23 protein-coding genes are annotated in these 24,548 nt (G+C 66.6%); 4 read left to right on the forward strand and 19 right to left on the reverse strand.

The genetic code is table 11. The features are described from left to right. Positions 1–33: 33 nt before the first annotated feature. Genes NR792_RS00805 through NR792_RS00815 form a run of 3 tightly spaced genes read right to left on the reverse strand, consistent with a single transcriptional unit; the run spans position 34 to position 3,441 of the window. Complete coding sequence (locus tag NR792_RS00805) at positions 34–1,560, reverse strand: phosphatase PAP2 family protein (RefSeq protein WP_375758165.1); 1,527 nt, start codon at positions 1,558–1,560, stop codon at positions 34–36. Next, positions 1,557–2,468 carry a fatty acid desaturase gene (locus tag NR792_RS00810; protein ID WP_375758166.1) on the reverse strand — a complete coding sequence of 304 codons (912 nt, stop codon included), beginning with the start codon at positions 2,466–2,468 and terminating at the stop codon, positions 1,557–1,559. Before NR792_RS00810 ends, NR792_RS00805 begins: the two co-directional genes overlap by 4 nt. Next, positions 2,455–3,441 (reverse strand): Rieske 2Fe-2S domain-containing protein, encoded by a 987-nt coding sequence (locus NR792_RS00815; protein WP_375758167.1) that lies wholly within the window; start codon positions 3,439–3,441, stop codon positions 2,455–2,457. Before NR792_RS00815 ends, NR792_RS00810 begins: the two co-directional genes overlap by 14 nt. A 145-nt stretch (positions 3,442–3,586) precedes the next feature. Between NR792_RS00815 and NR792_RS00820 the strand changes: the two genes are divergently transcribed. Together NR792_RS00820 and NR792_RS00825 are read left to right on the forward strand one after the other, a co-directional pair. Then, positions 3,587–4,774 (forward strand): cyclic nucleotide-binding domain-containing protein, encoded by a 1,188-nt coding sequence (locus tag NR792_RS00820; protein ID WP_375758168.1) that lies wholly within the window; start codon positions 3,587–3,589, stop codon positions 4,772–4,774. A gap of 146 nt (positions 4,775–4,920) precedes the next feature. Next, on the forward strand, positions 4,921–5,238 hold the full coding sequence (locus NR792_RS00825) for a hypothetical protein (RefSeq protein WP_375758169.1): 318 nt from the start codon (positions 4,921–4,923) through the stop codon (positions 5,236–5,238). 2 nt (positions 5,239–5,240) lie between these two features. Here NR792_RS00825 and NR792_RS00830 read toward each other — a convergent pair whose 3' ends face one another. The 7 genes from NR792_RS00830 to aspD all read right to left on the reverse strand — a co-directional run bounded on the left by NR792_RS00830 (position 5,241) and on the right by aspD (position 13,611). Next, a complete protein-coding gene (locus NR792_RS00830; protein WP_375758170.1) occupies positions 5,241–6,611 on the reverse strand; it encodes a hypothetical protein in 1,371 nt (456 codons plus the stop codon). Positions 6,612–6,664: 53 nt separating this feature from the next. Continuing rightward, positions 6,665–8,839, reverse strand: coding sequence for an ATP-binding protein (locus tag NR792_RS00835; RefSeq protein ID WP_375758171.1), 2,175 nt, complete (start codon positions 8,837–8,839; stop codon positions 6,665–6,667). Between the two features lie 24 nt (positions 8,840–8,863). After that, positions 8,864–10,045, reverse strand: coding sequence for a hypothetical protein (locus tag NR792_RS00840; RefSeq protein ID WP_375758172.1), 1,182 nt, complete (start codon positions 10,043–10,045; stop codon positions 8,864–8,866). A gap of 2 nt (positions 10,046–10,047) precedes the next feature. Continuing rightward, positions 10,048–10,779, reverse strand: a complete 732-nt coding sequence (locus tag NR792_RS00845; protein ID WP_375758173.1) for an ImmA/IrrE family metallo-endopeptidase — start codon at positions 10,777–10,779, stop codon at positions 10,048–10,050. Continuing rightward, positions 10,776–11,141: a hypothetical protein gene (locus tag NR792_RS00850; RefSeq protein ID WP_375758174.1), complete on the reverse strand. Its 366-nt coding sequence runs from the start codon at positions 11,139–11,141 to the stop codon at positions 10,776–10,778. Before NR792_RS00850 ends, NR792_RS00845 begins: the two co-directional genes overlap by 4 nt. Next, positions 11,128–11,730: a hypothetical protein gene (locus NR792_RS00855; protein ID WP_375758175.1), complete on the reverse strand. Its 603-nt coding sequence runs from the start codon at positions 11,728–11,730 to the stop codon at positions 11,128–11,130. The genes NR792_RS00850 and NR792_RS00855 overlap by 14 nt, the downstream gene beginning before the upstream one ends. A gap of 216 nt (positions 11,731–11,946) precedes the next feature. Continuing rightward, positions 11,947–13,611, reverse strand: a complete 1,665-nt coding sequence (aspD, locus tag NR792_RS00860) for an aspartate 4-decarboxylase (RefSeq protein ID WP_375758176.1) — start codon at positions 13,609–13,611, stop codon at positions 11,947–11,949. A 205-nt stretch (positions 13,612–13,816) separates the two neighbouring features. On the opposite strand from aspD, the gene NR792_RS00865 reads away from it, so the two are divergent. Continuing rightward, positions 13,817–14,608 (forward strand): GNAT family N-acetyltransferase, encoded by a 792-nt coding sequence (locus NR792_RS00865; RefSeq protein WP_375758177.1) that lies wholly within the window; start codon positions 13,817–13,819, stop codon positions 14,606–14,608. A gap of 86 nt (positions 14,609–14,694) precedes the next feature. Further along, a complete protein-coding gene (locus NR792_RS00870) occupies positions 14,695–15,384 on the forward strand; it encodes an iron-containing redox enzyme family protein (protein WP_375758178.1) in 690 nt (229 codons plus the stop codon). A gap of 18 nt (positions 15,385–15,402) precedes the next feature. On the opposite strand, the gene NR792_RS00875 is transcribed toward NR792_RS00870, so the two are convergent. The 9 genes from NR792_RS00875 to NR792_RS00915 form a co-directional block, all read right to left on the reverse strand. Further along, positions 15,403–15,696, reverse strand: a complete 294-nt coding sequence (locus NR792_RS00875; RefSeq protein ID WP_375758179.1) for a response regulator transcription factor — start codon at positions 15,694–15,696, stop codon at positions 15,403–15,405. Between the two features lie 60 nt (positions 15,697–15,756). Then, a complete protein-coding gene (qatD, locus tag NR792_RS00880) occupies positions 15,757–16,509 on the reverse strand; it encodes a Qat anti-phage system TatD family nuclease QatD (protein WP_375758180.1) in 753 nt (250 codons plus the stop codon). Next, positions 16,506–17,738, reverse strand: a complete 1,233-nt coding sequence (gene qatC, locus NR792_RS00885; protein ID WP_375758181.1) for a Qat anti-phage system QueC-like protein QatC — start codon at positions 17,736–17,738, stop codon at positions 16,506–16,508. Before qatC ends, qatD begins: the two co-directional genes overlap by 4 nt. Positions 17,739–17,782: 44 nt before the next feature. Next, complete coding sequence (gene qatB, locus NR792_RS00890) at positions 17,783–18,388, reverse strand: Qat anti-phage system associated protein QatB (RefSeq protein WP_375758182.1); 606 nt, start codon at positions 18,386–18,388, stop codon at positions 17,783–17,785. Between the two features lie 254 nt (positions 18,389–18,642). Continuing rightward, the gene (locus NR792_RS00895) at positions 18,643–20,496 is read right to left on the reverse strand and encodes a P-loop NTPase fold protein (protein ID WP_375758183.1); all 1,854 of its coding nucleotides are present in this window, start codon (positions 20,494–20,496) and stop codon (positions 18,643–18,645) included. Positions 20,497–21,138: 642 nt separating this feature from the next. Then, positions 21,139–22,188, reverse strand: coding sequence for a LuxR C-terminal-related transcriptional regulator (locus NR792_RS00900; RefSeq protein ID WP_375758184.1), 1,050 nt, complete (start codon positions 22,186–22,188; stop codon positions 21,139–21,141). A gap of 149 nt (positions 22,189–22,337) precedes the next feature. Next, on the reverse strand, positions 22,338–22,796 hold the full coding sequence (locus NR792_RS00905; RefSeq protein WP_375758185.1) for a hypothetical protein: 459 nt from the start codon (positions 22,794–22,796) through the stop codon (positions 22,338–22,340). 122 nt (positions 22,797–22,918) lie between these two features. Continuing rightward, entirely contained in the window at positions 22,919–23,758 is an 840-nt protein-coding gene (locus NR792_RS00910) for an alpha/beta fold hydrolase (protein WP_375758186.1), read from the reverse strand. Further along, on the reverse strand, positions 23,758–24,534 hold the full coding sequence (locus tag NR792_RS00915) for an alpha/beta fold hydrolase (RefSeq protein ID WP_375758187.1): 777 nt from the start codon (positions 24,532–24,534) through the stop codon (positions 23,758–23,760). The genes NR792_RS00910 and NR792_RS00915 overlap by 1 nt, the downstream gene beginning before the upstream one ends. Positions 24,535–24,548 lie beyond the last annotated feature (14 nt).

Here is a 24,548-nt window from a genome sequence, read left to right on the forward strand (position 1 = left end):
CACGCGCGGGTATGACGACCGCGCGTGAAAGACTCAGGAGGTTTCGAGCACCGGCGACTCGCGCAGGAAGGGCATGCGACGCGGCAGCTTCCGGGCCCAGAAGGCTTCCACCGACCGGTGGAAGAGGCGCAGCAGCGCGACTCCGGGCCTGCCTTCCAGGTGGGCAAGCTCCTTCGCGGAACGGTCCAGCAGGGTGCGGGCCCGCTGGTATTCGCTCCGCGCCCACGTCCGTCCGGCTTCGGCCGAGAGCAGGGCGTCGAAGTCCTCCGGATCATGCCCCTGGGCGCGCACCTCCGCCGCGACGTCGGCGGGGACGTTGAAGAGGCCCTGGGACAGGTCCTCGCGCAGGTCGCGCATCACGGAACACCAACCCAACGCCGCGAGCAGGGAAGGGGCCTCATCCGGGCGCACCTGGGCGTCCGCGACGTGCAGCATCAGCCCCACGGAGAGCCGGAAGGTGTTGCCGAGTTGGGTCTGGAGCGTCGCCGCGTCCCACCAGCGCCCATCGCGTACCCGCTCGCGGTCGCGGCGCATCGTGCGCACCAGCTCGAACACCTGCCCGCGAGCCGCCGGATCGGTCAGCTCCGTGAGCAGCACCCGGCCGAGCGTGGTCGCGGTGTCGTGGAACTCTGTCACCGGGGCCTGCGCTCCGGTCTCCAACGTGCGCAGGAGCGCGTCGATGGCGTCCAGCGGCTCGCCTTCGACAGGACGGTCTCCATCCAGCACGTCATCCACCAACTGGAGGAAGCAGAACCCCACCCGCGCCCTGCGCGCCTTGCTCCAGCGCCCCAGGGATTGTTGATACAGCGCGAGCGCGATGAGGCCGTAGCGCGGGTGCCTGCGGGCGAAGCGGTACAGCTCCCGCGCGCAGAGCGCTTCCACCCGCACCGCTTCGAGGAACTCCGCCTTCCGGACCCGGGGCGCCACGACACGCCACGTGCCCCAGGCGAGCAGTGCTCCCGCGAGCACGTCCACCAGGTGGTGCTCGTGGATGAGCAGCGTGGACGCCGCGATGGCCAGCGCCCACAGCGCGAACGCGGTGCTCGCCACCGTGCCTGCGCGTTCGCGGTAGGCCAGGGCCGCCGTGCAGGCGAAGGCGACGTGGAGCGACGGCAGGTAGTTGCGCTCCAGGTTCATCGTGTCCGCGGCCTGGAAGACGGACGTCCAACCTCCGGTGACGGCTCGCGGCGGCCAGGCCACCTCGACCGGCAGGACGAGGAAGCAGAGCGCGCCCAGCACCGTCTCCGCGCACAGCGCCAGCGCGAAGGGCAGCATCCGCCGCCAGGTCCGGAAGATGAACAGGGACAGGAGCAGCAGCACGTCCATGCTGACGTAGACCGCGGCCCAGCCGGGCATGAACGGGATGCGCTGTTCGAACGGCAGGTCCACGCGCAGGCCGCCGGGATAGAAGCCCGTCACCCAGCTCGCGCCGCCGTACACCGCGAGGAAGAACAGCGCGAAGCCGAACGTCATCGCCCCCGTGCGCTTCAATTCCTCTCGCGCGGGCCAGCCGAAGAGCGGGCCCTCCGCCTGCGCCTCATCACCGGAGGACGCACTCACTTCGTCTGCTCCGGGAATGGCTTGGGCCCCCGCCACATCGCCAGCCAGACCCGCAGGAAGGACGGACGAGGGACGCCCTCATCCACGTAGCGGCCCAGGTAGAGCCAGGGCACCTGCGGGTGCCGGTGGTGCGCTCGGTGGTAGTGGTAGTTGAGGAACACCCAGCGCACCGGCGCCGCGACCTTCAGGTCCCACGCGCCTTCGCGCACGTCCAGCGGCGACCACGCGTGATCCGCGTACTGGAGCGAGCTCCAGTTCACCGCGAACGCCGCGTAGCAGAGCGCCCACCCCACGAGCGTCAGGTCCAGCGCGTACGCCAGCCCCGCCTGCACCGCCACCATCCCCAGCACCTCCACCCGGATGGCCGCGCCCGGTGCGTCCTCCAGCCGCCCCAGGTACGCGTCCGCTCCCGTCTGTTCCCCGTAGCGCGTGCCCGGGCCTCGCAGCCTTCGCAGCAGGCCCGGCGCGAGCGCGAACACCAGCGCCCCCAGCGGCACGAACAGCCAGTAGACGCCGGTCAGGATGACGTACCACTGCGCATACTTGAGGAAGCGGTGGTCGCCCGGGTGCAGGTAGTCGAACTGCTCGCGCGCCGTGCGGTTGTACCGGTGATGCGTGAGGTGGAACGCGCGCTGCAACGTGAACGACGTGGGGAAGAACGTCGCCGCCAGCCGGCCCAGCCCGTCGTTGATCCGTCGCGACGGATGCAGCACGCCGTGCGTCGCTTCGTGCAGCAGCGAGAACACCGTGTTGTTCACGTAGGAGAACACCCCGGCCGCCACCAGCCGCACCCAGAGCCCTTCCGCGTGCGACGCCGTCCACAGGCACAGCGCCCCCGCGCCCATCGCCGCGACGAGCAACAGCGCATTGAGCGCGGCGGGAATCGGCGGGGCGTCATCGGCGCGCATCGTCCCCGTCCTCGGGCAGGCCCACTGCGAAGTCGAGCAGCTGGCGCATCACCGGATCCGCCGTCGCGGTCGTGACGTTGAAGCGCATGCCGTCCAGCACGGACAGGTCCCGGCGCAGGAACGACGTGTAGAGCCAGCGCGACACGCCGAGCACCAGCGCCGCCGCGCCTGGAATCCGTCCCCGACGCGCCGCGACGGCGAGCCGCACCGACGTGCCCTCCGCCGCCGGCGTCAGGCTCGCCAGCAGCAGCCCCCGTGCACGGCCCAGGTCGCTCTTCACCGACATCAGCGTGCCGCCGTGCAGCGTGAGCTCCACGCGGATGCGGTTGCCCGACAGCGCCTTCATCAGCCGGTCGCTCGCGCCCGTGCCGATGACGCGCGACGTGTAGCGCAGCCGCAGGGTGTACCGGTCCGGCGTCTCCCAGGTGGGCGTGTCCCACAGCTCCCGGTGGTGCACCGTGCGCAGGTGCTCCAGGTCGAAGGCGTTCGCCGCCAGCGGCAACCAGGGACACCGCACCGTCACCGGAGGTCCCACGTTCCAGACATGCTCCCCACCCGCCAGGTCGGGTGGGGGAAACAGCGCCTGGGGCCCGTTGAAGACCAGCACCCCGCCAAAGCGCTCCTCCACCGGCCAGGCCCGGGGCCCCGGCAGGGCGGACACGTCGCTCCGTCCCGGCGCGGCGCGGCAGCGGCCCCCGCCATCGAAGCTCCAATGATGCAGCGGACAGCGCAGCTGCTCGCCCTGGACGGTGCCGTGCTTCAGGTGGGCCCCCAGGTGGGGACAGTGCGCGGACAGGGCGTGGACGCGCCCCTCCTGGCTCCGGAACACCACGACCTCGTGGCCTCCCACCTGGACGCCCATCGCCTGACCGGGGCGCAGGGCGGCGGAAGGGGCCACGAGGTACCAGGAGCGCGGGCGCGAGGGCCCGGGGAGGCGGTCCGGAGACACCCCGGCCGGGACGGGAACAACCATGCCCGGACCCTACCGGACCCGGTGTCTCCAGGGCCACGGGGGGGGCCGGTCGAGGCTGGCTTTACGCCCGGGTTCCTGGTTTGTCAGGCGCTGTGGAACCGGGCGCGCCGCCCCGACGGGGCGGGCCTGGGAAGGGACGTGTGACATGGCTGGTGATACGGCGGGCAGCAGTCGCGGCGGTTCGGTGCGGGGCGGCACGCTCCAGGTGGTGCAGTCCCTGGCGGCTCAAGGCGAGCCGGAGCGCGCGGCGCAGCTCTACGAGGAGCTGGGCGCGGCGCAGCGCGAACGCCTGCGCAAGGAGGCCGCGCAGGGGTCCGTGAAGGAGCGCCATTGGCTGGTGGACGTGCTGCGCCGGGCGCGCGACTTCACGGGCGCGGCGCGGCTTTTGGACGGCAGCGGCGACGACGTGTCGGTGGCGGACCTGTACGCGCAGGGCGGCCAGTTCGTGGCGGCCGCGGAGGCGTACCTGCGCGCGGGCGAGGTGGAGCGCGCCGCGGCGGCCTTCGAGCGGGGTGGGGCGCTGGAGCGCGCGCTGGAGGTCTACCGGGGCCTGGGCGCCCGCGAGTCCATGGCGCACTGCCTGGTCCGCCTGGGCCGTCCCTTCGAGGCCGCGGACCTCTACCACGAGCTGGGACAGGCCCACGCGGAGGCGGAGGCGCTGGGGGGCGTGCTCGCGGAGGATCCGCGCTACGTCGAAGCGGTGCTGCGCACGTGCAAGGTGCTGGACGCCGGAGGCTTCACGCACCGGGCGCTCGCGGTGCTGGCGGACGCGCTGAGCAGCTCCGAGCTCCTGCGCGCGGATCCGGTGCTGGTGACGGAGAAGGCGCGGCTCTTGCGGCGCATGGGCCTGGACGTGGAGGCGGAGGCGCTCCTCGCGCGGCTGGCCGCCGGCGCGACCGTGCCGGAGGCCAGCGGCTACCGCTTCCTCAAGGCCATTCCCATCTTCGGCGAGCTGACGCTGGAGGACATGAAGGACCTGTACCGGCTGGCGCGGCCCGTGACGGCCACGCCGGGCTCGGTGCTGCTGGAGAAGGGCGTGCCCGGCACGGGACTGCTCGTGCTGCTGGAGGGCACGGTGGACGTCTTCGCCGGCAACGAGCCGAACGCGCGGCACCTCAACACGCTGGGGCCGGGCTCGTTCCTGGGGGAGATCTCCCTCGTCCAGGACGGCCCCGTGTCCGCGAACGTGCGCGCGAAGACGGCGGTGCGCGCGCTGCGCATCACCCGCGAGAGCTTCCAGCACTTCCTGGCCACGCACGACGCGGCCTCGCTGCACATCTACCGGCTCTTCACGCAGAACCTCGCGGCGCGCGTGCGGGCACTGAGCGGCTGAACGCGGGAGCGCCCCGGTCCTTGTTGGCGCCCCGCACCAACGCCCTGCCCGTGAGGAAGCGGGCGAGCTTGGCGAGGGGGCCTTTCATCGGACCCAGGTTCATCCCCATCCTCCTGGACGACCCTCCTGTCCGGAAGGATGCCCCGATGGTTTCAATCGACGCACTGAGGCACCAGGCTCGCGCGAACTGGCACACGTGGTTGGCGTGGGTGGCCATGCCCATCGCCGCGCTCCCGCTCCTGGGGGTGGGTGGCCTTCGCAGGACCGGCCTCGTGGACGAGTTGACCGCGGGGGCCGTGGGGCTGGGCGTGCTGTCGCTGACGCTCATCGGCCTGGGGCAGCTCTCCCGGACGGCTGCCCGCCCGGCTGCCAGGAAGGCGTGGGAGAAGGCGCCGAAGGACTTCCCCATCTCCGGCGCGATGGTGCCCGAGGAGTTCGCCGCGTCGATGGCGTCCGGCCACTGACTTCAGGGACGGCGCTCGATGCCGATGGCGATGGAGGGGCCGGAGAGGGCCTCGCCGGTGCCATCGGAGAGCGACACGATGCCCAGGCTGGCGGAGAACACGGTGGTGCCAGAGCCGCCGGTGCCCTTGAGGAAGCTGCGCACGCCCAGCTCGCCGAAGCCCCATCCGCTGGCCGACCCCCCGCCCGCGCCGAAGAGGGAGAGGCTGGGGGTGAGGGGCACCTGGACCTCGCCACGTCCGGAGCCGAAGCGGAACTGGTTGTCGCGCGAGAGGATGGCGGAGTTCCAGGCGATGTGGAACCCGTCGAGCGCGCCCAGCCGCAGCACCTGCTGGAAGGTCGGCCCCGCGTTGGAGTCGCACACGGTCGTGGGGTCGAGGGGCTCGTAGGTGATGGGGTCGTACGTGTACTGCGGGGCGCACTCCTTCTGCCCGAACTGCCCGCCCGCGCCGAGCCCGACCTCCAGGAACGCGGTGGAGTAGGCCGCCGCGACGTACGCGGAGCCCGGCGTGTGGCGCAGGCCCGTGCCCAGCCCGAAGCCCACGGGGTCCAGCTGGGCGCTCAGCACCAGGGGCAGGTCCCCCGGCCGCCACGAGATGAACGCATCCAGCAGCAGGCCGCCCGCGCGAGCGGACTTGCCCTGCCGCGTCTTCGCATCCAGCGCGAGGAAGGGCCGCGCGTGGAAGCCGTAGCGCAGGCGCGGCACACCGGGCTCGGGGAAGAAGAGGCGCGCGGTGGCGGGGGCGTCCGTGACGACGGCGGTGTCACCGACGCGCACGTTCTCGCCCCGGCCCAGGCGGGCGATGGCGGTGTCCTCGCGCGATTCGACGACCCGCAGCACCACCTCGCGGGAGTCCTGCGTGCGGATGCGGACGCGCGTGCCTTCGCCGAGGCCCGCCGCGTTGCCACCGGAGAGCGTCACGTCGCCGTCGTTCACGGCGGTGACGGTGACCCGGGTGGAGGAGGGGGCCGCTGGGGGAGGAGGGGCCTGGGTGGGCGGCGGCGCCTGGGGCACGACGGTGAGGTCGCGCGTCGCGCCCAGCGCGGAGGCCAGCGAGTCCGGCCGCGGCTGTTCCGGCGTGGCGAGGGAGAACGCATGGGCCTCCTCACGCTGCTCGATGGCGAGGAGGGACTGGCCCACGACGACGAGCCGCACGAAGCGCCGGCCCTCCTCGATGCGGCGCACGAGCTGGGGCGCCGAGCCATCAATCTTGAGCACGGCGATGCCGCCACGCGCGAGGGCGGCGTAGGTCACGCCCTGGTGGACGACGGAGTCAAGGACAGGGCCCAGGCCCAGCGTCTCCGCGGCAAGGGAGGCCGGGGACGCGGGAGCCTGGGCGACGATGACAGAGGCGAGGAGCGCGGAGACGAGCATGACAGCCCGCTCTATATCGCTCCTGCGCCCCGGTGTTCCTGGCCTTCGGGTGACTAATCGACAAGCAGCCGCATCACGGGCGCGGGGTCCACGGCCACCATCAGCGGCCGCGTGAAGTTGCTGAAGGACACCAGCGCCTGCCCTGGCGCGAGCCGGGAGACGCGGTTCCACAAGCTCTCATCGATGCTCCCTACCGACTTCTGCATCCGGCTGATGACCGCGCCGTCGGTGATCTTGTGGATGATGAAGTTGTTGAGCAGGGCCAGCACCTCGTTGGGCAGGTGCTGGGGCAGTTGCGTGACGAAGACGAGGCCCAGCCACCGCTTGCGGCCCCGCTTCGCGATGCGCGAGACCTGCTCGAACAGGACGGGCATCTGCGAGATGCGACTGGCGGACAGGAACTCGTGGGCCTCCTCGATGATGATGAGCACGGGCGTCACATCGCCGCCCTCGCGGTCGGCCTTCTCGTAGGCCTCCTCCTGCCGCTCCTGGATGCCGCGCAGGATGTCCGCGATGACCAGGTTGTTGAGCTGGGGCGAGTCCGTGTCCGACAGGTCGATGACGGACACGCGGCCGGGGCTGAGCATCGCGTCGTACTTCACGCCCGAGGACGTGCCCCGGTCGAAGATGTTGAGCCGCTTCAGGCGGTAGAGCTTGCTGGCCAGGGCCTTCCAGCTGATCTCCGTGCGGCTGCTCGCGGCGTACACGCGCTGCATCACCAGGCCGGGATTGCTCTTGAACTCGCTGTAGAACTGCGGCCCGGAAGGCACGGGGGCAGGGGTCTCTTCAGGCTCCTCGCCGAGTCCCAGGTCCCCCTGCGCCGCGGCACGCTTGCGTGAACCCGCTCGGGTCCCCGCGCCGCGTCCCTCCAGCTTGCCTTCATCACTGAGGCTGTAGATGTAGGCGGTCACCACGTCCAGCACGTGCTGGATGGTCATTCGCGGATAGCCGGTGGTCAGCTCATCCACATCCATCACCTGCCGCTGCTGCTCCGGGTCCCTGGAGTCGGTCGGGAAGATCTTGAAGTCCTGCAGCAGCAGCTTGGTGACGTCATAGGCCTTGATGAACCGCTCGTGCTGCGCTTCGGACAGCTCCAGGATCTCCGCGAGGGCGTAGGGCGACAGGCTGGAGAAGTTCAGGGAGAAGCGGTGCAGGGCACGATGCCGGGGGTTGCGCGTCTTGCGCCCGTCCAGGTGATGGATGTGGAGATCCTTCACGCCTTCCGCCTTGTCTCCCCGCCGCCGGAGCGCCTCCAGCATCGCCTCATGGTTCGTGGGTTGGTGGATATGGGTGTACTCACCCTCCACGTCGAACACGATGGTGGCGATGCCCGCGAGCTGCGCGCGGTGGATGAGCGTGGCGACGGTGGTGGACTTGCCGCCGCCCGTCGTTCCGATGATGCCCGTGTGCCGGGGCAGGACGGACTTGTCCCGCGGGTTCAGGCGGGCCTCCATGCCCTCGTAGCCCACCACCATGCCAAGGCTCAGGTCTCCGCCGACGCCCAGCACGCGGGCGCTCTCCTTTTCATCCAGGATGAAGACAGGGCTCTGCGGACGGGGCCGGAAGCGCGGCGGATGCAGCGTCCCGCGCACCTCCTCGCCCAGCAGCTCCACCTCGGCGCGGCCGTGATAGTCGAACGTGTACGTCAGCTTCTTGCCGTGGGTGACCACGCCAATGGCCATGGAGGAGTTCGCGGGCACGGCGTTGGGCTCCGCGAAGGGCCCGCTCACGACGACCCCCAGGTAGGAACGGCCATCCTCCCGGGACTTCACCCGCACCAGCGTCTGGGAGGCCAGCCTGGGCAGGTCCTCCTTGGTCGACAGCACGGTGATGAGGTTGTCGTGGCTGGAGGACGTGTCGAAGTGGGTGAAGCCCACCGCGAAAGCCAGCTCAGGGTCGGCCTTCACCGCCTCCTGGGCCTCCTTCTGCGCGGCGGCCAGTGCGTGGAGGACCTCCCGTGGCGTCTCCTGGACGATGTTGTTCGTCGCGGGAGGGGGGCGGCTCCCGGAGGGAGGCGCCGAGGGCGGAGCCTGCGCCGGGCGCACCTGGGAGGACGCGGCGGACGCGGGCATGGGGCGCGCGCCGTTGGGGCCCGGAGGCCGGATGCCATTGCCAGCCGGCCGGATGTTGCCGTTCAGCGGATGCGGCGCCTGCCCGTTGCGGAGGCTGTTGCCATTGTGCGGCGGATACGGCCCCGGGCTGCCAGGACCTCGGCCATTGTCAGACATGGATGGATTTCCCCCTCGGTGGGACTAGCGGCGAAGCTTGCGGACGTTCAGGTACTGGAGGCTGGGATCGGCCTGGGCGTAGGCGTCCTGGACCAGGCCATGGAAGCCGTCCTCGCCAAAGACGCTGTGACAGGTCATCGCGGCGACATCCAGGAGCATGGGGTAGCCCTGCTCCGGCCGCAGGATGCTGTCCGCCATGGCGATGCGCACCGCGAAGTGGACATGCTCCTGGTGCGCGTAGAAGAGGCGGGGCGGCGAGTTGTTCGACGCGCGGTAAAGCCCCATCACGACCTGGGGGCAGTAGCGCTGGACGAACCGGCTCGCCTTCGCGAAGCCCTCGTCGTCATAGCGCCACCCTTCGAGGATCTCCTGCCCGTAGGACTCCAGCGTCTCGAGGATGGCGTACTCGCCCGCATCGAGCGAGTGCCCCAGCGTGAGGAACCCCCGGTGCTCGAGCTTGTCCGTGACGAAGACGAACTTCTGTTGCTGGGAGACCAGGTTCGCGAGCATCGCGAGCGATGCGTCCAGGAGCCCCCGGTAGCCGGAGCCGGTGACCAGCTCGTACGCCAGCGGGTTCCCGACTCCCATGCGCCATTCCGCCTGGAGTCGCTCGGCAAGGATGGCCCGCTCCGCATAGGTGCGGATGCCCCGGGTGGCCAGCTTCGACAGGCTGTCCTTGTTTCGCGGTGCATTGCGCGAACGGTTCTCCCGCCGCTCGACGTATTCGCGAGCCTGTTTGAAGGAGTCGTCCATCTGGAACGTGACCTCCTTGCGGAACAGCCGCTGGGAGAAGGTCCCCGATGAGCCGCCATAGCCGACCGCGGCGATGCCCAGCTGGGTGATTCCCAGGGCCAGGGTGTCGTGGGACACCGCGCGTCCATTCACCGCCTCGACCTTGCCCGGGAACAGGTAGCCGTCGAGGACGGCGCGCAGCTGCGCCTCCGTGGCCTGATAGACGCCCGCACCCTTGGGGGCGTGCGGGCCCGTCTTCAGGAGCGGCAGCAATTCCTTGCGCACGGAGGCACGCAGCACGTCCTCCTTGCCCAGGGCACCGCCAATCTTCTCCCGGAAGATCCGCATGATGTCTTCCAGGGGGAGCCCGTTTACCCACCGCTCCAGGTCGAGCGTCTGGGCCAGGGTCTCGCCAAAGGACTCGAGGTAGTCCCTGTCCCCGGCGAGTTCGCTGTCATCCAGGGGATCCGCCATGGCTAGCCCGGGTTCCTTTCGCCCAGCACCGAGGACAGGACGAAGCGCGGCGCTCCTTCCCGTTGAGCCAGCACCCGCGCGTAGGCCTCCGCCTTCCGCGAGGGGAGGCCAAACGCGCGTTGGAGCCGAGCGGCCCGCTCCTCGCGCGGGCCTTGCTTCATGACCTGCGTTGCGACGGCTTCGGGAGCAAGCCATTCAAAAGCAAGCCGGTCCGCGCGTTGTTCCACCCGCAAGACGTCCCCGGTGTGGATGTCGCCCAGGTCGTCCCGCTCCATCAGGTGGATCTGGGGCTTCATGGGAACGCCATCCAGCGCGGAGGTCAGCAGCTGCTCCGGCGTAGGCAGCTGTTGCAGGTCGAGCACCGGCAGGATGCTGTCGCCAAAGAAGCGCAGGGCCTTCTGGCGTGGAACCAGGTGGTCGAGGACGAAGTGCGCCAGCTCGTGCGCCGCCGTGAAGCGCTGCTCCTCCAGCGGGTCCTTGCGCGAATAGAAGAGGAAGGCGGTGCCGCGCAGGGCCACGATGCATCCGTGCATGTTCCGGTCGTCGCCTTCCGGCATGGACTTCCAGCCACGCCGGGACAGGTAGGCACGGACGGTGTGCACGGTGACTTCATCCAGGGAGACGAAGCTGACCTGCAGGACCTTCTGCGCGTCCGCGACGATGGGGCGAGGAAAGGTCCCGGGTTCGGGAAGACTGGCCACCTGGAGGGCATCCCGCAGCCAGCGTTCCCTCATGACTTCTTCTCGCGGTCGCGTGCGGCCAGGAGCACGGCGCGCGCTTCCGGCTCCAGGGGGCTGTTCTCCGTCGCGATGAGCGCGGCGGTGGCCTCCATGTCGCGCAGGACCTTGGAGAGCTCGAACCCGTCGATGCCGAAGTGCTCGGCGATCTGGTTCACGTGCTCGGAGAACGCCGCGCCTTCGGGCCTCCGGCACAGGGACACCCAGTGGAGCGTCTCCACCGTGCAGCCCAGCTTCTGGGCGAAGGCCTGGACCGACAGGTCTTCCAGGTCCCGGTACCACGCGAACACGGAGCCCAGCATGTCGGGTTCCCGCGCACCACGTTCGGCCGCTGCTTCCAGCCAGTCAGGATTCGTCATGGGTGTCCTCCTCCTTTCCGAGCCGCCTCAGCTGCTTGAGGAGGCGGTCGCGGTTCTGCTTCACCACCCGCTTGCGTTCGGGCGCGGGCAGCCCTGCCTTGCCCAGGGGGCGGGCCAGCTCCAGGGTGGAGCTCTCTCCCTGGAGGATGAGCCGGAGGACTCCCTGGTCCTCCTGCGTCAGGTTGCGACGTTCGAGTCTCTTCAGGGCCAGGGCGGTTTCCACGGCTGCCTCCATCTCTTCATTCGGAGGCCTCGCCTGGAGTTCGACCACGTCCGCGAATTTTTGTTCGCGCAGGACCCGGCGCTGGTGGGAGCGCCGTGAATCCAACACGTTCCGCCGGGCCACCAGCGTCAGGTAGCTGCGCAGGAGGGACTGGTCCCGGTCGTAGCCGTCAGGCCGGCCCAGGTACTCGATGACCGCTTCCAGGGCACACGCACGGGCCTCCTCGGTGTCGCACTTCATCTCCGCGGTGAGCGTCTTCAGCATGAACGGCACGAAGAGCTCGAAGACCTTCGCGTTCGCGACAGGCATCCGCTTCAAGACCTGGTCGTGAAGCGCCCACTCCTCTTCCCTTGATGGGTAACTCATCCCCCACACCTCACTGACATGCGCACGCCCGCTTTCAGGTTGGCTACGGTCCGTCTGGACTTTCGCTACAGCCCTGGAGAGTTCGACGGCGGAGCGTCTCCGTCCGAGCCGGGAGGTTGGCGGCAGGGAGGATCGGTGTCTGTACCTCGGAAGTGGTACTGCCTTTGAGAACAGTGAGTCCTTCGCGATCCCCCTGGATCGGAAAAGACACCTGTTTCAATGCAACGCGGCAGGTGGCGTTCCCCCGGACTTCATCCACGCGTCAATGGCCCGCCGCACCTCGTCACGGAGGTCCTGTCCAATCCGCGGATACGCGCTGTCATCCAGGTTCGCCAATGACACACGGGCCGACCAGGGAGGTCCGTCGAAGCCGCTGCCGTTGAGCAGCACCACGCCGTGTTTCCGGGCCAGCTTGAAGACGATGTCCAGCGGGTCGTGGTGCTCCCGGACGAAGCGGACGAAGTCCTCGCCCAGGTGCTCCCGGCACCAGGCCTCCAGGTCGAGCGTCTGGTAATAGGCCGTGCGCAGCGGATCCGCGTGCAGGGGAATGCCCATCCCTTCGAACAGGGCCTCGAGCCGGTCCTGGCAGATGCGCTGGCAGCGCTTCTTGTAGACGTCGTCCTTGTCCAAGAGCGAGAACAGCGAGAACAACGTCATCTGGAGCTGCTGGGGCAAGGACAGGCCCGCCGTGTGGCTCAGCGCCACGGCGCGGCTGTCCGCCACCATCCGGTCGATGAACTTCAGCCGCCCCGGGTGCAGCGAGGTGGCGCCATAGCGCGCCTCCAGCCGCGCACGGACCTTCGCGGGCTGCTTCGCCAGCGCCTCATCCAGGATGTTGTCTTCATGCAGCGCCACCACACCCAGCCGCCAGCCCGTGCAGCCGAAGTGCTTGGAGTACGAGTAGACCAGCAGCGTGTTGCGCGGCAGGTCCGCGGCCAGCGAACGGAAGCCGTTCACGAACGTGCCGTAGACGTCGTCGGTGATGATCAACAGGTCCGGCCGGCGCTTGCGCACCAGCTCCACCAGCTTGTGCACGGACTCCTTGCGCATGGCCACCGCGCCCGGGTTGGACGGGTTGACGACGAGGAACGCCTTGATGCGCGGGTCCTCCAGCTTGCGCAGCTCCGCGTCCGGGTACTGCCAGGTGTGGCGGCCGTCCTTCGTGGTGGCGCTCTGCTGGATGTCCACCGTGCGCAGCTGGAACTCGTCCAGCCGGGGAATCGCCAGATACGGCGTGAAGAGGGGCGAGCCCAGCGCGAGGGTGTCTCCCTTGTGCAGCAGGCCGTTCACCATCAAGGAGTGGAAGAGGTAGGTCATCGCCGCGGTGCCGCCCTCGACCGCGAAGAGGTCGAACCGGCCGTGCGGCGGCCGGCCCGCGAACAACTCCCGCGCCAGGTACTCCTGCACGATGCGCTCGGCGTGGGGGAGCATCCGGTCCGGGACCGGGTAGTTGTCTCCGATGACGGCGTCCGTGAGCTCCCAGATGAACCGGTCCGGGTTGAAGCCCAGCGTGTGCTCCCCGTACGTCAGGACGCCGCGTAGCAGCTGCACGGCGGGCTCGTCGTCGCTCGCATCCAGGAAGTCATGCAGGCGTCTGGCGATGCCCGGGGAGCGGGGCATGCCCGCCAGCCCCACGCCGGGCTCGTCCCAGGCCCGCCGGCTCTCCGCGAGCGCGAACTGGCCCAGCAGGAAGAAGGCCTCGCGCGGCGTGGTGGCGATCCAGTTGGGGTTGCCCCGGCCGGCGTTGAGCATCACCGCCTCGCGGGTCTTCACGGCCTCGTCCGCGACCTGGGGGAGCGCGTCCTTCAGCTCCAGGGGGCTGAGCTTGCGCAGCTCACGGTCGGAAGGGGCTCCCGGGTCCTCGGGCGTCTGCTCGGTCATGGCGTCCTCCTCCAGCGTGCGTCCAAGGTGAATCACCCCCGGGACGCGGGCCATGCGCCACGGGGTGGGGCGGGCAGCGGCAGCGGGCGGTTGGCCGGGCTCATCGGAAAAAGACAACCCGTGAGCGCACTCGGGCGAGCAGCGACGAATGAAAGGTCGGGGCCGGACACACAGTCCGGCAAGTACCGTGGAAGCGAGACCCGCCATGTCTTCATGGAGTTGCCGTGTCGCGACAGCACAGCGTGAACTGGATGACGCGCTCCGCGTCCGTTACCAGGTCTTTGGCGAGGAGATGCGGATGCTGGGGCCCAAGCGCCCGCGTGCGCCGCGCGAGGCGGACTGCTTCGACACGCTCCGGACCACCGCCCACGTCGTCGTCTACGCGGGCGCGGAGGCCGTCGCGACCGCCCGGCTGCTGACGCCCAACGCGGAGGTGGCCGCCTTCGCGGACACGGTGGTGGGGCTGGACATCGAGAAGAAGCTCGACCTGTCGGAGTTCGTCGCGCCGGGCCGCGTGTTCGCGGAGACCACGCGCTACTGCGTGACCCGGCGCTACCGCAACTCGGCGGTGCTGCGCCTCCAGGCGGGCCTGTACCGCGAGAGCCGCCGGCGCGGCGTCACCCACTGGATCGCTGCGGCCAACATGGAGACGGACTCCCAGGAGGAGGCGGACCTCTACTTCCAGGCCGCCGCGCGCCGGGGCTGGGTGAGCGACGGCTTCCGCGTCCGGACGCGGGAGTTCCCCCCGCCGCCCGTGGGGCCCCTGGCGGCCCGCCTCACCGCGGAGCAGCGTGACCAGGCCCGCCAGGACCTGGACGCCCTGCGCATGCCGCCCGTGCTGTCGCTGTTCGCGGACAAGATGGGCGCACGCTTCATCGGTCCGCCGCACTTCGATCCCGCCTTCCATCGCTTCACCGTGCCGCTCGTCGCCGCGCTGGATGCGATTCCCCAGCGGACGCTGGACCTCTTCGACTCGCTGGACGCTGACGCCGCCTGACCCCGGGCCGGCGCGCTCCTCACTTCCCCCTTCACCCTCAACGCCACACCCAACGGGCCTCCACGGGCCCCTGTCAGGAGACGTGTATGTGCAAGCAGCCCAAGCATGAGCAGACGGCGAAGACGGACTGGCTGGACTCCCTGCGGCACGAGGCGCGGATGCTCGTGCGCGAGCTGGACGCGACGGCGGGCGTCCGGCGCCTCTTCGAGGGGCGCATCCGTCAGGATGATTACGCCTACTACCTCATCCAGACGTACCAGTACGTGCGGTGGAGCGAGGGGTTCTTCACCGGGTCTGGCGAGCGCACGAAGCGCGAGGGCCAGAGCCCCGCGCTCGCGGACCTGCTGTTCCAGAAGGCGCGCGAGGAGAAGGGGCATGAGCAGTGGTTGCTCAGGGACCTGAAGGAACTGGGCTGGACGCAGGAGCGCGTGGAGCGCGCGCCCATCTGCCCCGCGGTGCGCGCCTACGTGGAGTGGAACCGCTTCACCACGCAGTCGGGCGTGCCCACGGCGTTCCTCGGCACGGCCTACGTGCTGGAGTACCTCTCGGTGAACAGGGCCCCGGACTCGGTGGACCGGCTCATCGCGGACAGCGGCATCCCCAACATCCACAAGGCCGTCCTCTTCCTGCGCGGCCACGGCGCCGCGGACGGCGACCACGTGGCGGAGCTGGAGTCGGTGCTGCGCACGCTCACGTCCCCGGAGGAGCAGGCCGCGCTGCTGCTCTCCGCCCGCACCACGCGCGCGCTGTTCCCGAAGTTCTTCCGGGAGCCCTGAGCGCGCCCCCGGACCTCCTCACCCCGGCTTCTGCCTCCAGGCGGCCTGGTAGAGGAGGTCCGTGCGGCTCTCGATGCCCAGCTTGGGGAAGATGTTGCGCAGGTGCGTCTTCACCGTGTTGAGCGTCAGGCCCAGGTCCTCGGCGATGGTCTCGTTCGTCCAGTTGCTGAGGACCCCCTCGACCACTTCCGCCTCGCGCCTGGAGAGCTTCTGGCGCCAGGGCTCCGGCATCGGGATGGCCCGCGAGCACTCCTGCAACACCAGCCCCCAGGGACGGCTGCCGCGCTGCTCCGGCAGTTCCACGAACGTCACCTTGAAGTTGTGCTTACCTGCGCCCTCATAAATACAGAATGTCGAAGAACTGAATGTCGGCTACTGGGTGACAAGCGCAGTCGGAAGAGATGCTATAAGTCTCCGAAAATTATTTTGAAGTAGCCGGGAAGTCTCTTCGGCAGAGAGGCCCCAGACCTCCGACAAAACCATCTCTGCATTCAAGGCATGCCAAGGCATCAAGGGAGAATCGCCATTCCTGACAAATGGCCCATCTGTTTCCGTGACGATCCTGGCTTGATCGATTGACTCTATCAATTTTCGCCCTTTATTGCTGCGCGCCATGGCAGGGCCGACGCTAAACCAACATCCAAGCTCGGCTGCGCTCGCTGCTTCTCGTGTCGTACCAGAAAACCAATGCAAAACAGGGACATTGGTTGCGGAGTGAGTCTCAAGCGAATCCAGGACTTCGGTAACGGCACACCTAGAATGCATGGAGAGGATGCGTCCCCCAAGTGTGTTGCAGGCGGACAGAATCTTGTTGAGCACTTGTTTTTGCAAGCCAAGTGACGGCCTGTGTTGTGGCGAGCCATCAAGTCCTATTTCACCGACATACCGTGCCTCTGGAAGGAGGCTGCATAAGAGGTCCACCTCCGAGTGACGTTCTGCGACCAACTCTGGATGCAGGCCGAGAGCAACCTTGATGCGGTCCGCATTGGAGACAATTTGGCGCGTGCGCTGCCATGTGCGGGGTGTCGTTGTTACTGCGAGCACATACATTCCGCGTTGTGCGATTCCTTCGACAATTTCTTTGGGGTTTGGGTACAAATCAATGTGACAATGGAAATCGATCATGAGATGCCAATGGATTCAAAGTAGCTTCTTAGCTCAAGAACACCGCGTTCTGCGATTGAGATATACGGCGCTGCATTTCCAAGATCTGCGGAGTTGAGGGCTCCTCCGATCCAGTTCTCAATTCCTGAGCGTTTAATGGTTTCGATCGCCATGCAGGCGGATTTGACATCGTCAAAGCCACGATGGCGAGGCCCGGGAAGAGAGAGGTCCTTGTATTTATAAGACGTCAAGTCTTGCAGCCCCCACCGATGTACTGCGGCGCGGCGGATGAGACATGGAACGCAGCGCCCACAATGCTCGAAACCACTGCGAGCGTATCTTCCACAACTCGTAGACCTGAAGACCAGTTCGCGCAGGAGTTCCTGGTTCGCGCAGGACAGCAGCATTTCGCCTTTTGTTTTGAACTGAAATGGGTTCGAGATGCTTACTCGAAGGTTGGCGGCGGTAAGGACTTTTTGTAGTTTTGCCAAATAAACGGGATGCGTTGTTCTCGTGCTCAGGCTTCCGAGTCTAAGCGATGTTAATGGGATGTTGAGGCTAATATACCCATTCTCAGGCATGAACAATTCGACGACTTCGCCGTCGCGATGCCGATCTAGGCTCGTGGCCGCGATTATTCCATAAGCTATAAAGATGAGCGATCTGGCTCGCTGGGATCTTTCAGAGGGTCCAGGAGGACGCACTAGATGATTTAATTGGAGATGCACTGACGTTGGAGCGATTCTGGCTGCAAAGTCTCGCTGGGTATGTTTGTCGCCTTTTGCGATCTGACTTACCAAGAGCGGCTGTTTGCCTGTGCTGACCAAGTCAATTGCGCCAACCAAACTGTCAACTCCACCAGAGAGCAAGCAGACGCTGTCGGCATTCTGGGCCAACTGAGTCCATGTGAAGTCGGGCAGCGTGCCTCCCTCCATAAAGTCAATGCGCCAGATGTCGCCTGTTAAGAAGCGGAGTGCTGATTCCAGTTGTGGGGCCTGCGCAGTCCAGAATGGGCGATCGATAACTGCAATGCTGAGATCGATTTCGCGTGTCCAACCGTCTGGACTTATGGAGCGGCTGCAACCTTCGTCGGCGGCTATGGCGGAGAGAGCAATTGAGAGAAAGTCCCAGGCATGGGGAGCCGGAGCTAGCTTTAGCTTGCGGAGTACCCAGTATAAAGAAGCGCCGGCGGTTCCTGTGACGCTGTTTGGGGCGTGATCGTACAGCGCATAGTGAATCTCGCGGGTCAAGTTCTTTCTGGAGGGAAGCAATTTCGCTGGAGCGCATATGACTTTCATTGGATGTACCCTTCGAAAACTTCAAAAGTGTCTCTAATCACTTGTCCCGTAAGCCCAGTTGCAGAACTTCTTGTTAGCCTCTCTCCGCGTTCCCTTCTAAGGCGAAAACAGGCGGCCAGTCTCTCTTGGACGTACTGTCTGACTTCTTCAAGACGCTGAACCCCTATGAGTGGAGTTGCAGCCTTGTCTAGAAGGGCCTTGCCTATATCGAGCTCAATTCTGTGGCAAAGGTCGCGAGCAATATAGCGCTCTGTGACATTTTCGATTTGCTCTTGAGTCAGGGCGGTCAGGTCGGATTCTGGATCTTGCTCAAGCAGATCTGCGATCGCCAGGGCGAGCGCATTTCTGCTTGCCTCGGCGTCCTGGGTGCCATCTGTCGGACGAATTGCATTGATTATTCTATCTCCAACTTCTTTTGCGGACAGTCCTGCGAGCGATGGCGCATCGAAACCAAGCTCGGACTGTATCGTTTGGCCTGAGCGTAGTGCGTCGAAGATGCCATAAAGAACTCCGGCCGTTCGAGCTGTTGCAGCGAGGCGTTGGGCCGCACGTTGTGAGCCACCAAGGCCCGCGCTGGTGTAGTGGCCAAGACCTCGTTGCAAGTCTTCGCGTGATCCGCTGCGTGCAAAGCTGCCAAGACCGCTGCGTGCTCCTGCGAATCGGCGCCCTTGCGCGAGTTCCGGAGCTATCCGAGCGGGCTCTGGCGTCGGCTGCGGTTCGAATGGTGTGTCCTCTGGCGAAGAAGGTTCAATCTCCTCCTGCGGGCCTTGTTGGGGTGCTGGTTCGAGTGGCGGCACCCAGGGAGGGAGTAATGGAACATTGCTGCTAGGCCCTTTGCTTGATGCAGATGTTCCCATTACTGAGCAGTCCTTAGTTCGGTTGTGATTGCACGCTTGACGGTTGTGGGGGTGTCTTCTTTGTTGTGCCAATGACTGAGGACGGCTTTGCCCCAAGATTTGTTGCCGATGGCGGGCACTATCGATGCACGCAATTGAACGCCTGGGACAGACTTCAGGAAATCAGCGAATCGGCTGGCTTGATGTGGATCTGCCTGTGAAACCGTAAGGCACGCATATAGAATGGGAGTTAGACTCCATTCTTGCGCTTGTCGGGCTTTGCTGAGGAGTCTGTCCATGATGAGCGCCACTTCGCGTTGCGGAAGTTCCTTCACCTTTGCTGTCAGGATGGCGCTCCCTTGCTGGGTAAGTCCCAGTAGAGCTTCGAGTAGACGAAACCCCTCGGCCGATAGTTGGTCGGTCGCGGTGATGATGGGTAAATGCTCACGGCTAACGTAAACCGTGGAACGCATGTCTACGTCAGCCAACGCTGGCTGCAGCGCCAGCCAATCCGTTATGAATTCGCCTTTCCAGGTGGAGGGGAGTTGCTCAATGGGGACAGCCAATGATGCTTTCTCTTCCCATTCTTTTAGGAACTTTGGTTTTCCGTCTTCGCTGTCGTTTATTTTGCTGATAAGAAAAGCGTATGCGTCTTCTGACCCGCACCGTTCAAATAGAAGCATTTTGGCAAGTGTTGCCTCGTCGACGGAGACGCCTTGCAGGCGCGCCATCGACAATCTTATCGATAGAGTGTTGAGGAAGCGCTTGATCAGTCGCGGGTTGCCCGCAATCTGCTTGGCAGTGGTCATCAGCGGAGCGAGCCGGTCTGCGAGTTCCAACTGGGCCGTTAGGACAGTGGGGCAGTTCTCAATCAAGGATGAGACAAATGCCCGGTCGACACGTTTGCCTTGCCAGGAGTCGCCTAGCTGTTTGCAGATGTTTGAGCGAAGGGAGTCGCGTGTTGCTTCCGGGAGTTGACTGTTTTCAATAAAGAGAAGCATTATGTAGGCGCGGACCTCCTGTGTCCCAAGAGGCGGAACGCGGATTGGTATTTGTATTAATTTGTCGAAGTAGTTTGTTACCATGTCGTCGGTCGCCTCGACATTCTTGAAGTGCGACCGCACGGCGTGTCGTATCATTTTGTCGTCGGCTGCGACGATGAAGGCGGTGCGCTCCATGAAAAGAAATAGTCGTATTGCCTCCAATGTCGAAATTGCCGTATTGGGAAGGCAGCGATCAAGGTCGTCAATAAGGACGACCATGGTTATGCCTGCCTCCTTGAGGGCTTGGTTGAAGCACTCTCTGATGTCGTGGATGGCCTTGGGTGGGGACTGGGGCTTCCTAAGGAGGGATTTGCCAGTTTCTGCAGCTCGTTTCCCAAGCTTTTCGAGCGCCTCCGTGTCTTTGGCCGTTACTTCGCCGTCAGCGAGGCCTTCTGCTGTACTCAGTGCTGCTCCAATCAATCCTACTGGAGGAAGTCCAAGGGCCATCGATGCAACCGAGCCTGCCGTGACCGTTGCGGCCCTGATCCAGTTGACCCTGTCCAGCAATTCGACTGCCTTTGTTAGATTGGTTTTGGAATTCTTCCCGTGCTCGACGAGGGCTTGCGCGATTACTTCCATTAGGGCTGCCCTTGCGTCGTCGTAGCCTTGGTATAGCCAGGCATTGAAGTTGATAAACAGGAACTTGCCCTTTCCTCGTTCCTCAAGTGAGTCGGCTATGAGTTTCACCATGGAGGACTTCCCAACACCCCATCCTCCGGAAATGCCTATGGAGAGTGGTCTGCCTGCTGCCTGAATGATTGTTTCTGCCGTTGTGTCGGCGACATGTCGAAAGTTGAGAAAGTCGCGGTTGGTTTCGCTGTCAGACCACATTGGGTGCTTCCTTTGTTTTGGATGGATGCCTTGAGTCGGCTGGTGGCTTGTTGGTTGAGGCGTTGCGGCGAAACAGTAAGGCTAGCTTGAATTGATTGATTGGTGTTGACTTTGCGTGAAGTTTGCGCTGGAGGCCGCCAGGGGTAGTCCGTGAGGTTCATGGACGAGTGATCGCCTCTCCACTGCGCGCTTGTCATCCGAATTCATGGCCTTGATAGTACCACTTACAGGTCCTGCTGAATGTCGGGACGAAGTCGGCGCAGGCCTGTGACGGAGCAACCAAGGACGAGGACACGGAAGTCGATGCCGTGCTTGCGTTCGTCGCGGACCTCAATCCGGCACAGTTGGTTCTTCCACGCCAGCGCGTGCTCCACGAGCCTGCGCTCGCGTCCATGCCGTTCTTAGCTTCAGGACCTAGGCGATCAATGCAGGTGACGATGCCGTCCAGGCAGAACCCACGTCGTTCCTTCCGGGATGCATTGGCTTGTCACCGTTGACTCTTCCCGGGTCGCAAATATCGCTGGCAAAAAAGCAGCTTCACCACTGGCGACGATTTCGCGAACCATACTCCTTAACCTGAACTGGCCTTTTCCAGCGATCAGTTCAGCCCTGATTTACGTTAGGTGCTGCTACCCACCATTTTCACCCCGGCTTCTGCCTCCAGGCGGCCTGGTAGAGGAGGTCCGTGCGGCTCTCGATGCCCAGCTTGGGGAAGATGTTGCGCAGGTGCGTCTTCACCGTGTTGAGCGTCAGGCCCAGGTCCTCGGCGATGGTCTCGTTCGTCCAGTTGCTGAGGACCCCCTCGACCACTTCCGCCTCGCGCCTGGAGAGCTTCTGGCGCCAGGGCTCCGGCATCGGGATGGCCCGCGAGCACTCCTGCAACACCAGCCCCCAGGGACGGCTGCCGCGCTGCTCCGGCAGCTCCACGAACGTCACCTTCAGGTCGTGCTTCGCCCCGGAGCGCGTCCACGTGTCCATGCCCAGGGCCCGCTTCGTGCCCGGCGCCCGGAGGTGCGCCAGGTGCTCTCGCAACTCTTGCGGCAGCCGCGCGTCGTTCGCCTTCAGCTCCTCCGGGTACCAGCGCCGCAGCAGCTCCGTGGCTCCCGGCGTCCGCAGCTTCTCGTGCTCCGGTGGATCCATCACGACGCACTCGGCGCCCTGGTGGCGGAAGAGGGCGTCCAGAAGGTCGCCCCGCGTCGCCTCGTTCCCGAACAGCCGGCAGTTGCGCACGGTGTTCGTCAGGTAGGGCGTCAGGTCTTCGAGGAGGGCCTGCTCCCGCTCGGAGAAGGGCAGGGCGTGCTCGCGGTACAGCGTGAAGCCGCCGTGCCAGTCCTGCCGCAGGTCCAGCAGCACCGCCATCACGTGCTCCAGCGGCAGCCCCAGCTCCCGGCAGCGCAGGTACAGGAGGCTGCGCTTCAACTCCTTGCGCGACAGCGTGTCCGAGTCGCGCACGAGGTTCACCGTGGCGAGCTCTGGATAGTGCGCGAAGAGGATGCCCGGCGCCCCCAATCCCATCCACTCGTAGTCCCCGGGACGCTCCGGCCTGGACACGCACAGCGCCGCGTAGTCACAGGGCAGCAGCTGCGCGAGGGTCCCCTGGGCCCGGGCCAGGACCTCGGTCAAATCCAGGGAGCTGGAGAGCACCTGGGTCAGCTCGAGCAGGAGCGCCTGTTCGCGCGCGGTGAGAACCATTCGACGGGCCTCCTTCCATCCGGTCCGTGCAAGGACATACCGGTGGGGAGGCCTGGGGGTCTGTACCCCGCAGTGGGTATGGACGGGCTTCGCTCACACGAAGCCCGCCCACGCCTGTCATTGCGATGTCTGTCGATGCGGCGACGGCGCTAGTTGCCCGCGCTGCCTTCCACCGGCGGCGTGCCCGTGGTGGGGCTCGCGGAGCTGCCCATCTTCTTGTTCTGGTCCCAGGCCGGCGGCGTCACTTCCATCTTCGCCCCCTTGTTGCCCGGGGTGCCGGAGTTCGGGGCGCCCGGCTCCGCAGCGGACGAGTGGTCGCTCGTGCTGTTACTCCCCTGCTCGGTGGAGCCGGAGCCGCCGACGCCTTCATCCACGCTGCCCGGCGCCACGGCGTTGTCGTCCGCCTCGTCCGCGGGCTTGAGGTCCTCGGAGTCCGAGGAGGCGGCGCCCGAGCCGCCCGTGGCCTTGTCCCAGCGCTCCGCGCTGTCCTGGGGCGCGTCCGTGGACGGCTCCTGCATGGGCGGGGTCTCGTGGTCGGTGTGGCTCTGCGCGAACGCCTGGCCGGAGAAGGCGAGTGCTGCCAGTGCTGCCATCAGGGGGAGCTTCATGGGTGGCTCTCCTTCGAAGAACGTGTGTGCTTCGAAGGTGGCGACCGTTGGGTGGGAAACAAGCGCTTGACGCACACCCGGCCCCAAGCCGCATCCCCGCTCGTGGGGCGGACAGGCGTCCTTCAGCCCGCCAGCGCGCGCGGCGGCACCGAGCCCACGGTCCAGGCGGTGAGCTTGCGCAAGAGCTCCGCGCGGTCCTCCGGCACGGAGAAGAGGTGGTCCGCGCGCGGGTAGAAGGCGTAGGTGACGCGGCCCTCCAGCTTCAGCGGCGAGAGCATCTCGTAGAACTGGCGCTCGTGGTTGAAGGACAGCCCCATGCCCCCGGAGAACACGAAGCACAGGCTGACGCCGCGCTCCAAGAGGTGCTTGTAGTCCTGCGTCAGCTGCGAGCGCTCGGGGTACTCGCGCGTGTAGACCTCGTCGGCTTCTCCGGCCTCGCGCAGCTGGGCGGGCAGCTTGCGCTTGCGCAGGAAGCGGGTCCACCGGCGGGGGCTCAGGTAGCGCAGCTGGAAGCGCAGGTGGTAGCCCAGCGTGCGGTACGTGTACCCGTCGATGAAGGCCGCCGCCACCACGCGCTCATCGGCCACCGTCACCGCGTGCGCGCTGTCCACGCCGGAGCACAGGCCGATGAGCGCGAAGCGCTTCTGGCCCTTCTTCTGCTCCAGGTAGTCGAGCGCCGCGCGCGTCTCCTCGCGGGCGCGCTGGAACTCGTCGGAGCCGCCCTCCCGGCGCGGGCGGCTGTCGCCCAGGCCGGACAGGTCGAAGCGCAGCGTGGTGATGCCGCGCCCCGCCAGCCGCCGGGCCAGCTCCACCCACAGCCGGTACGGGCCCACGTGGTGGTTGAGGCCCACGTTGGACAGCACCACCGCGGGCGCCTCCGGCAGGACCTTCGCCGGGTCGGGCTCCGTGAGGATGCCCACGAGGCTCTGCTCGGGGCCAAAGGTACAGATGCGCTCGCGCATCACGCGGCCTCCTTCAGGAGCGTGGTGATGGTCTGCAGGATGCGGTTGGACAGGAGCGCGGACTCCTGGCCGCCCGCGCCCTCCTCGGGCACCAGGTGGTGCTGGAAGGGCAGGCCCGTCGCCTCCAGGCGCTCCTGGAGGCGCTGGTACTCGGGCCGGGCCGCGCCGGCCACCAGGTGCGTGCGCGTCGCGGGCCACGCGGGCAGCGCGGCCAGGTCCAGCGCGAGGATGTCCTCACGCAGGGCGCGGGGGAACGCGAAGCCGAGCAGCTCCTCGCGCACCTCCAGCGGGCTCTCGGGCTGGGGATACAGGGTGCGGGTGTCCCGGCGCGCCTGGAGCAGCTCCAGCTCCTGGAGCCAGGCCTCGCCCTGGACCAGCGGTTCCCAGAGCACGAGCGCGGCGGTGGACAGCCCCTCCGCGGCAGCGCGCACCGCGAGCGCCGCGCCCAGGCGCAGGCCCACGAGCGCCACGCGCTGCACGCCCGTCACGTCCTGCAGCTCATTGGCGGCGTTGCGGATGTCCTGGACCCACGTGGCCACGCGGCCCTCGTGGACCTCTCCGGCCGAGTCCCCCGTGCCGTAGTAGTCGAAGCGGAAGACGTGGAAGCCCTCGCGCGCGAGCATCCCGGCCAGCTTCCGGAAGGCCCAGTGCGTCAACATGTACTCCTGGGCGGCGGGATAGCAGAGCACCACCCCGGTGGCGCGTTCGGCGCCCTGCGCGGGGTGGTGCATGCCAAAGAGCTGTCGTTCGGAGGTGCCGAAGAAGCAAGGCGTCACGGTCTGACCATTCT

Origin of the sequence: Corallococcus exercitus (genome assembly GCF_042231735.1) — a bacterium.
Taxonomy (GTDB): domain Bacteria; phylum Myxococcota; class Myxococcia; order Myxococcales; family Myxococcaceae; genus Corallococcus; species Corallococcus exercitus_B.

What these genes read in the sequence shown, in the direction of transcription:
- NR792_RS00910 (WP_375758186.1), bottom strand. Translation starts at nt 23,758, where the DNA reads ATGCGCGAGCGCATCTGTACCTTTGGCCCCGAGCAGAGCCTCGTGGGC.
- NR792_RS00810 (WP_375758166.1), bottom strand. Translation starts at nt 2,468, where the DNA reads ATGCGCGCCGATGACGCCCCGCCGATTCCCGCCGCGCTCAATGCGCTG.
- NR792_RS00855 (WP_375758175.1), bottom strand. Translation starts at nt 11,730, where the DNA reads ATGAGTTACCCATCAAGGGAAGAGGAGTGGGCGCTTCACGACCAGGTC.
- NR792_RS00815 (WP_375758167.1), bottom strand. Translation starts at nt 3,441, where the DNA reads ATGGTTGTTCCCGTCCCGGCCGGGGTGTCTCCGGACCGCCTCCCCGGG.
- NR792_RS00830 (WP_375758170.1), bottom strand. Translation starts at nt 6,611, where the DNA reads ATGCTCGTCTCCGCGCTCCTCGCCTCTGTCATCGTCGCCCAGGCTCCC.
- NR792_RS00845 (WP_375758173.1), bottom strand. Translation starts at nt 10,779, where the DNA reads ATGAGGGAACGCTGGCTGCGGGATGCCCTCCAGGTGGCCAGTCTTCCC.
- NR792_RS00905 (WP_375758185.1), bottom strand. Translation starts at nt 22,796, where the DNA reads ATGAAGCTCCCCCTGATGGCAGCACTGGCAGCACTCGCCTTCTCCGGC.
- NR792_RS00865 (WP_375758177.1), top strand. Translation starts at nt 13,817, where the DNA reads ATGTCTTCATGGAGTTGCCGTGTCGCGACAGCACAGCGTGAACTGGAT.
- NR792_RS00850 (WP_375758174.1), bottom strand. Translation starts at nt 11,141, where the DNA reads ATGACGAATCCTGACTGGCTGGAAGCAGCGGCCGAACGTGGTGCGCGG.
- NR792_RS00835 (WP_375758171.1), bottom strand. Translation starts at nt 8,839, where the DNA reads ATGTCTGACAATGGCCGAGGTCCTGGCAGCCCGGGGCCGTATCCGCCG.
- NR792_RS00840 (WP_375758172.1), bottom strand. Translation starts at nt 10,045, where the DNA reads ATGGCGGATCCCCTGGATGACAGCGAACTCGCCGGGGACAGGGACTAC.
- NR792_RS00870 (WP_375758178.1), top strand. Translation starts at nt 14,695, where the DNA reads ATGTGCAAGCAGCCCAAGCATGAGCAGACGGCGAAGACGGACTGGCTG.
- aspD (WP_375758176.1), bottom strand. Translation starts at nt 13,611, where the DNA reads ATGACCGAGCAGACGCCCGAGGACCCGGGAGCCCCTTCCGACCGTGAG.
- NR792_RS00895 (WP_375758183.1), bottom strand. Translation starts at nt 20,496, where the DNA reads ATGTGGTCTGACAGCGAAACCAACCGCGACTTTCTCAACTTTCGACAT.
- NR792_RS00820 (WP_375758168.1), top strand. Translation starts at nt 3,587, where the DNA reads ATGGCTGGTGATACGGCGGGCAGCAGTCGCGGCGGTTCGGTGCGGGGC.
- qatD (WP_375758180.1), bottom strand. Translation starts at nt 16,509, where the DNA reads ATGATCGATTTCCATTGTCACATTGATTTGTACCCAAACCCCAAAGAA.
- NR792_RS00900 (WP_375758184.1), bottom strand. Translation starts at nt 22,188, where the DNA reads ATGGTTCTCACCGCGCGCGAACAGGCGCTCCTGCTCGAGCTGACCCAG.
- NR792_RS00825 (WP_375758169.1), top strand. Translation starts at nt 4,921, where the DNA reads ATGGTTTCAATCGACGCACTGAGGCACCAGGCTCGCGCGAACTGGCAC.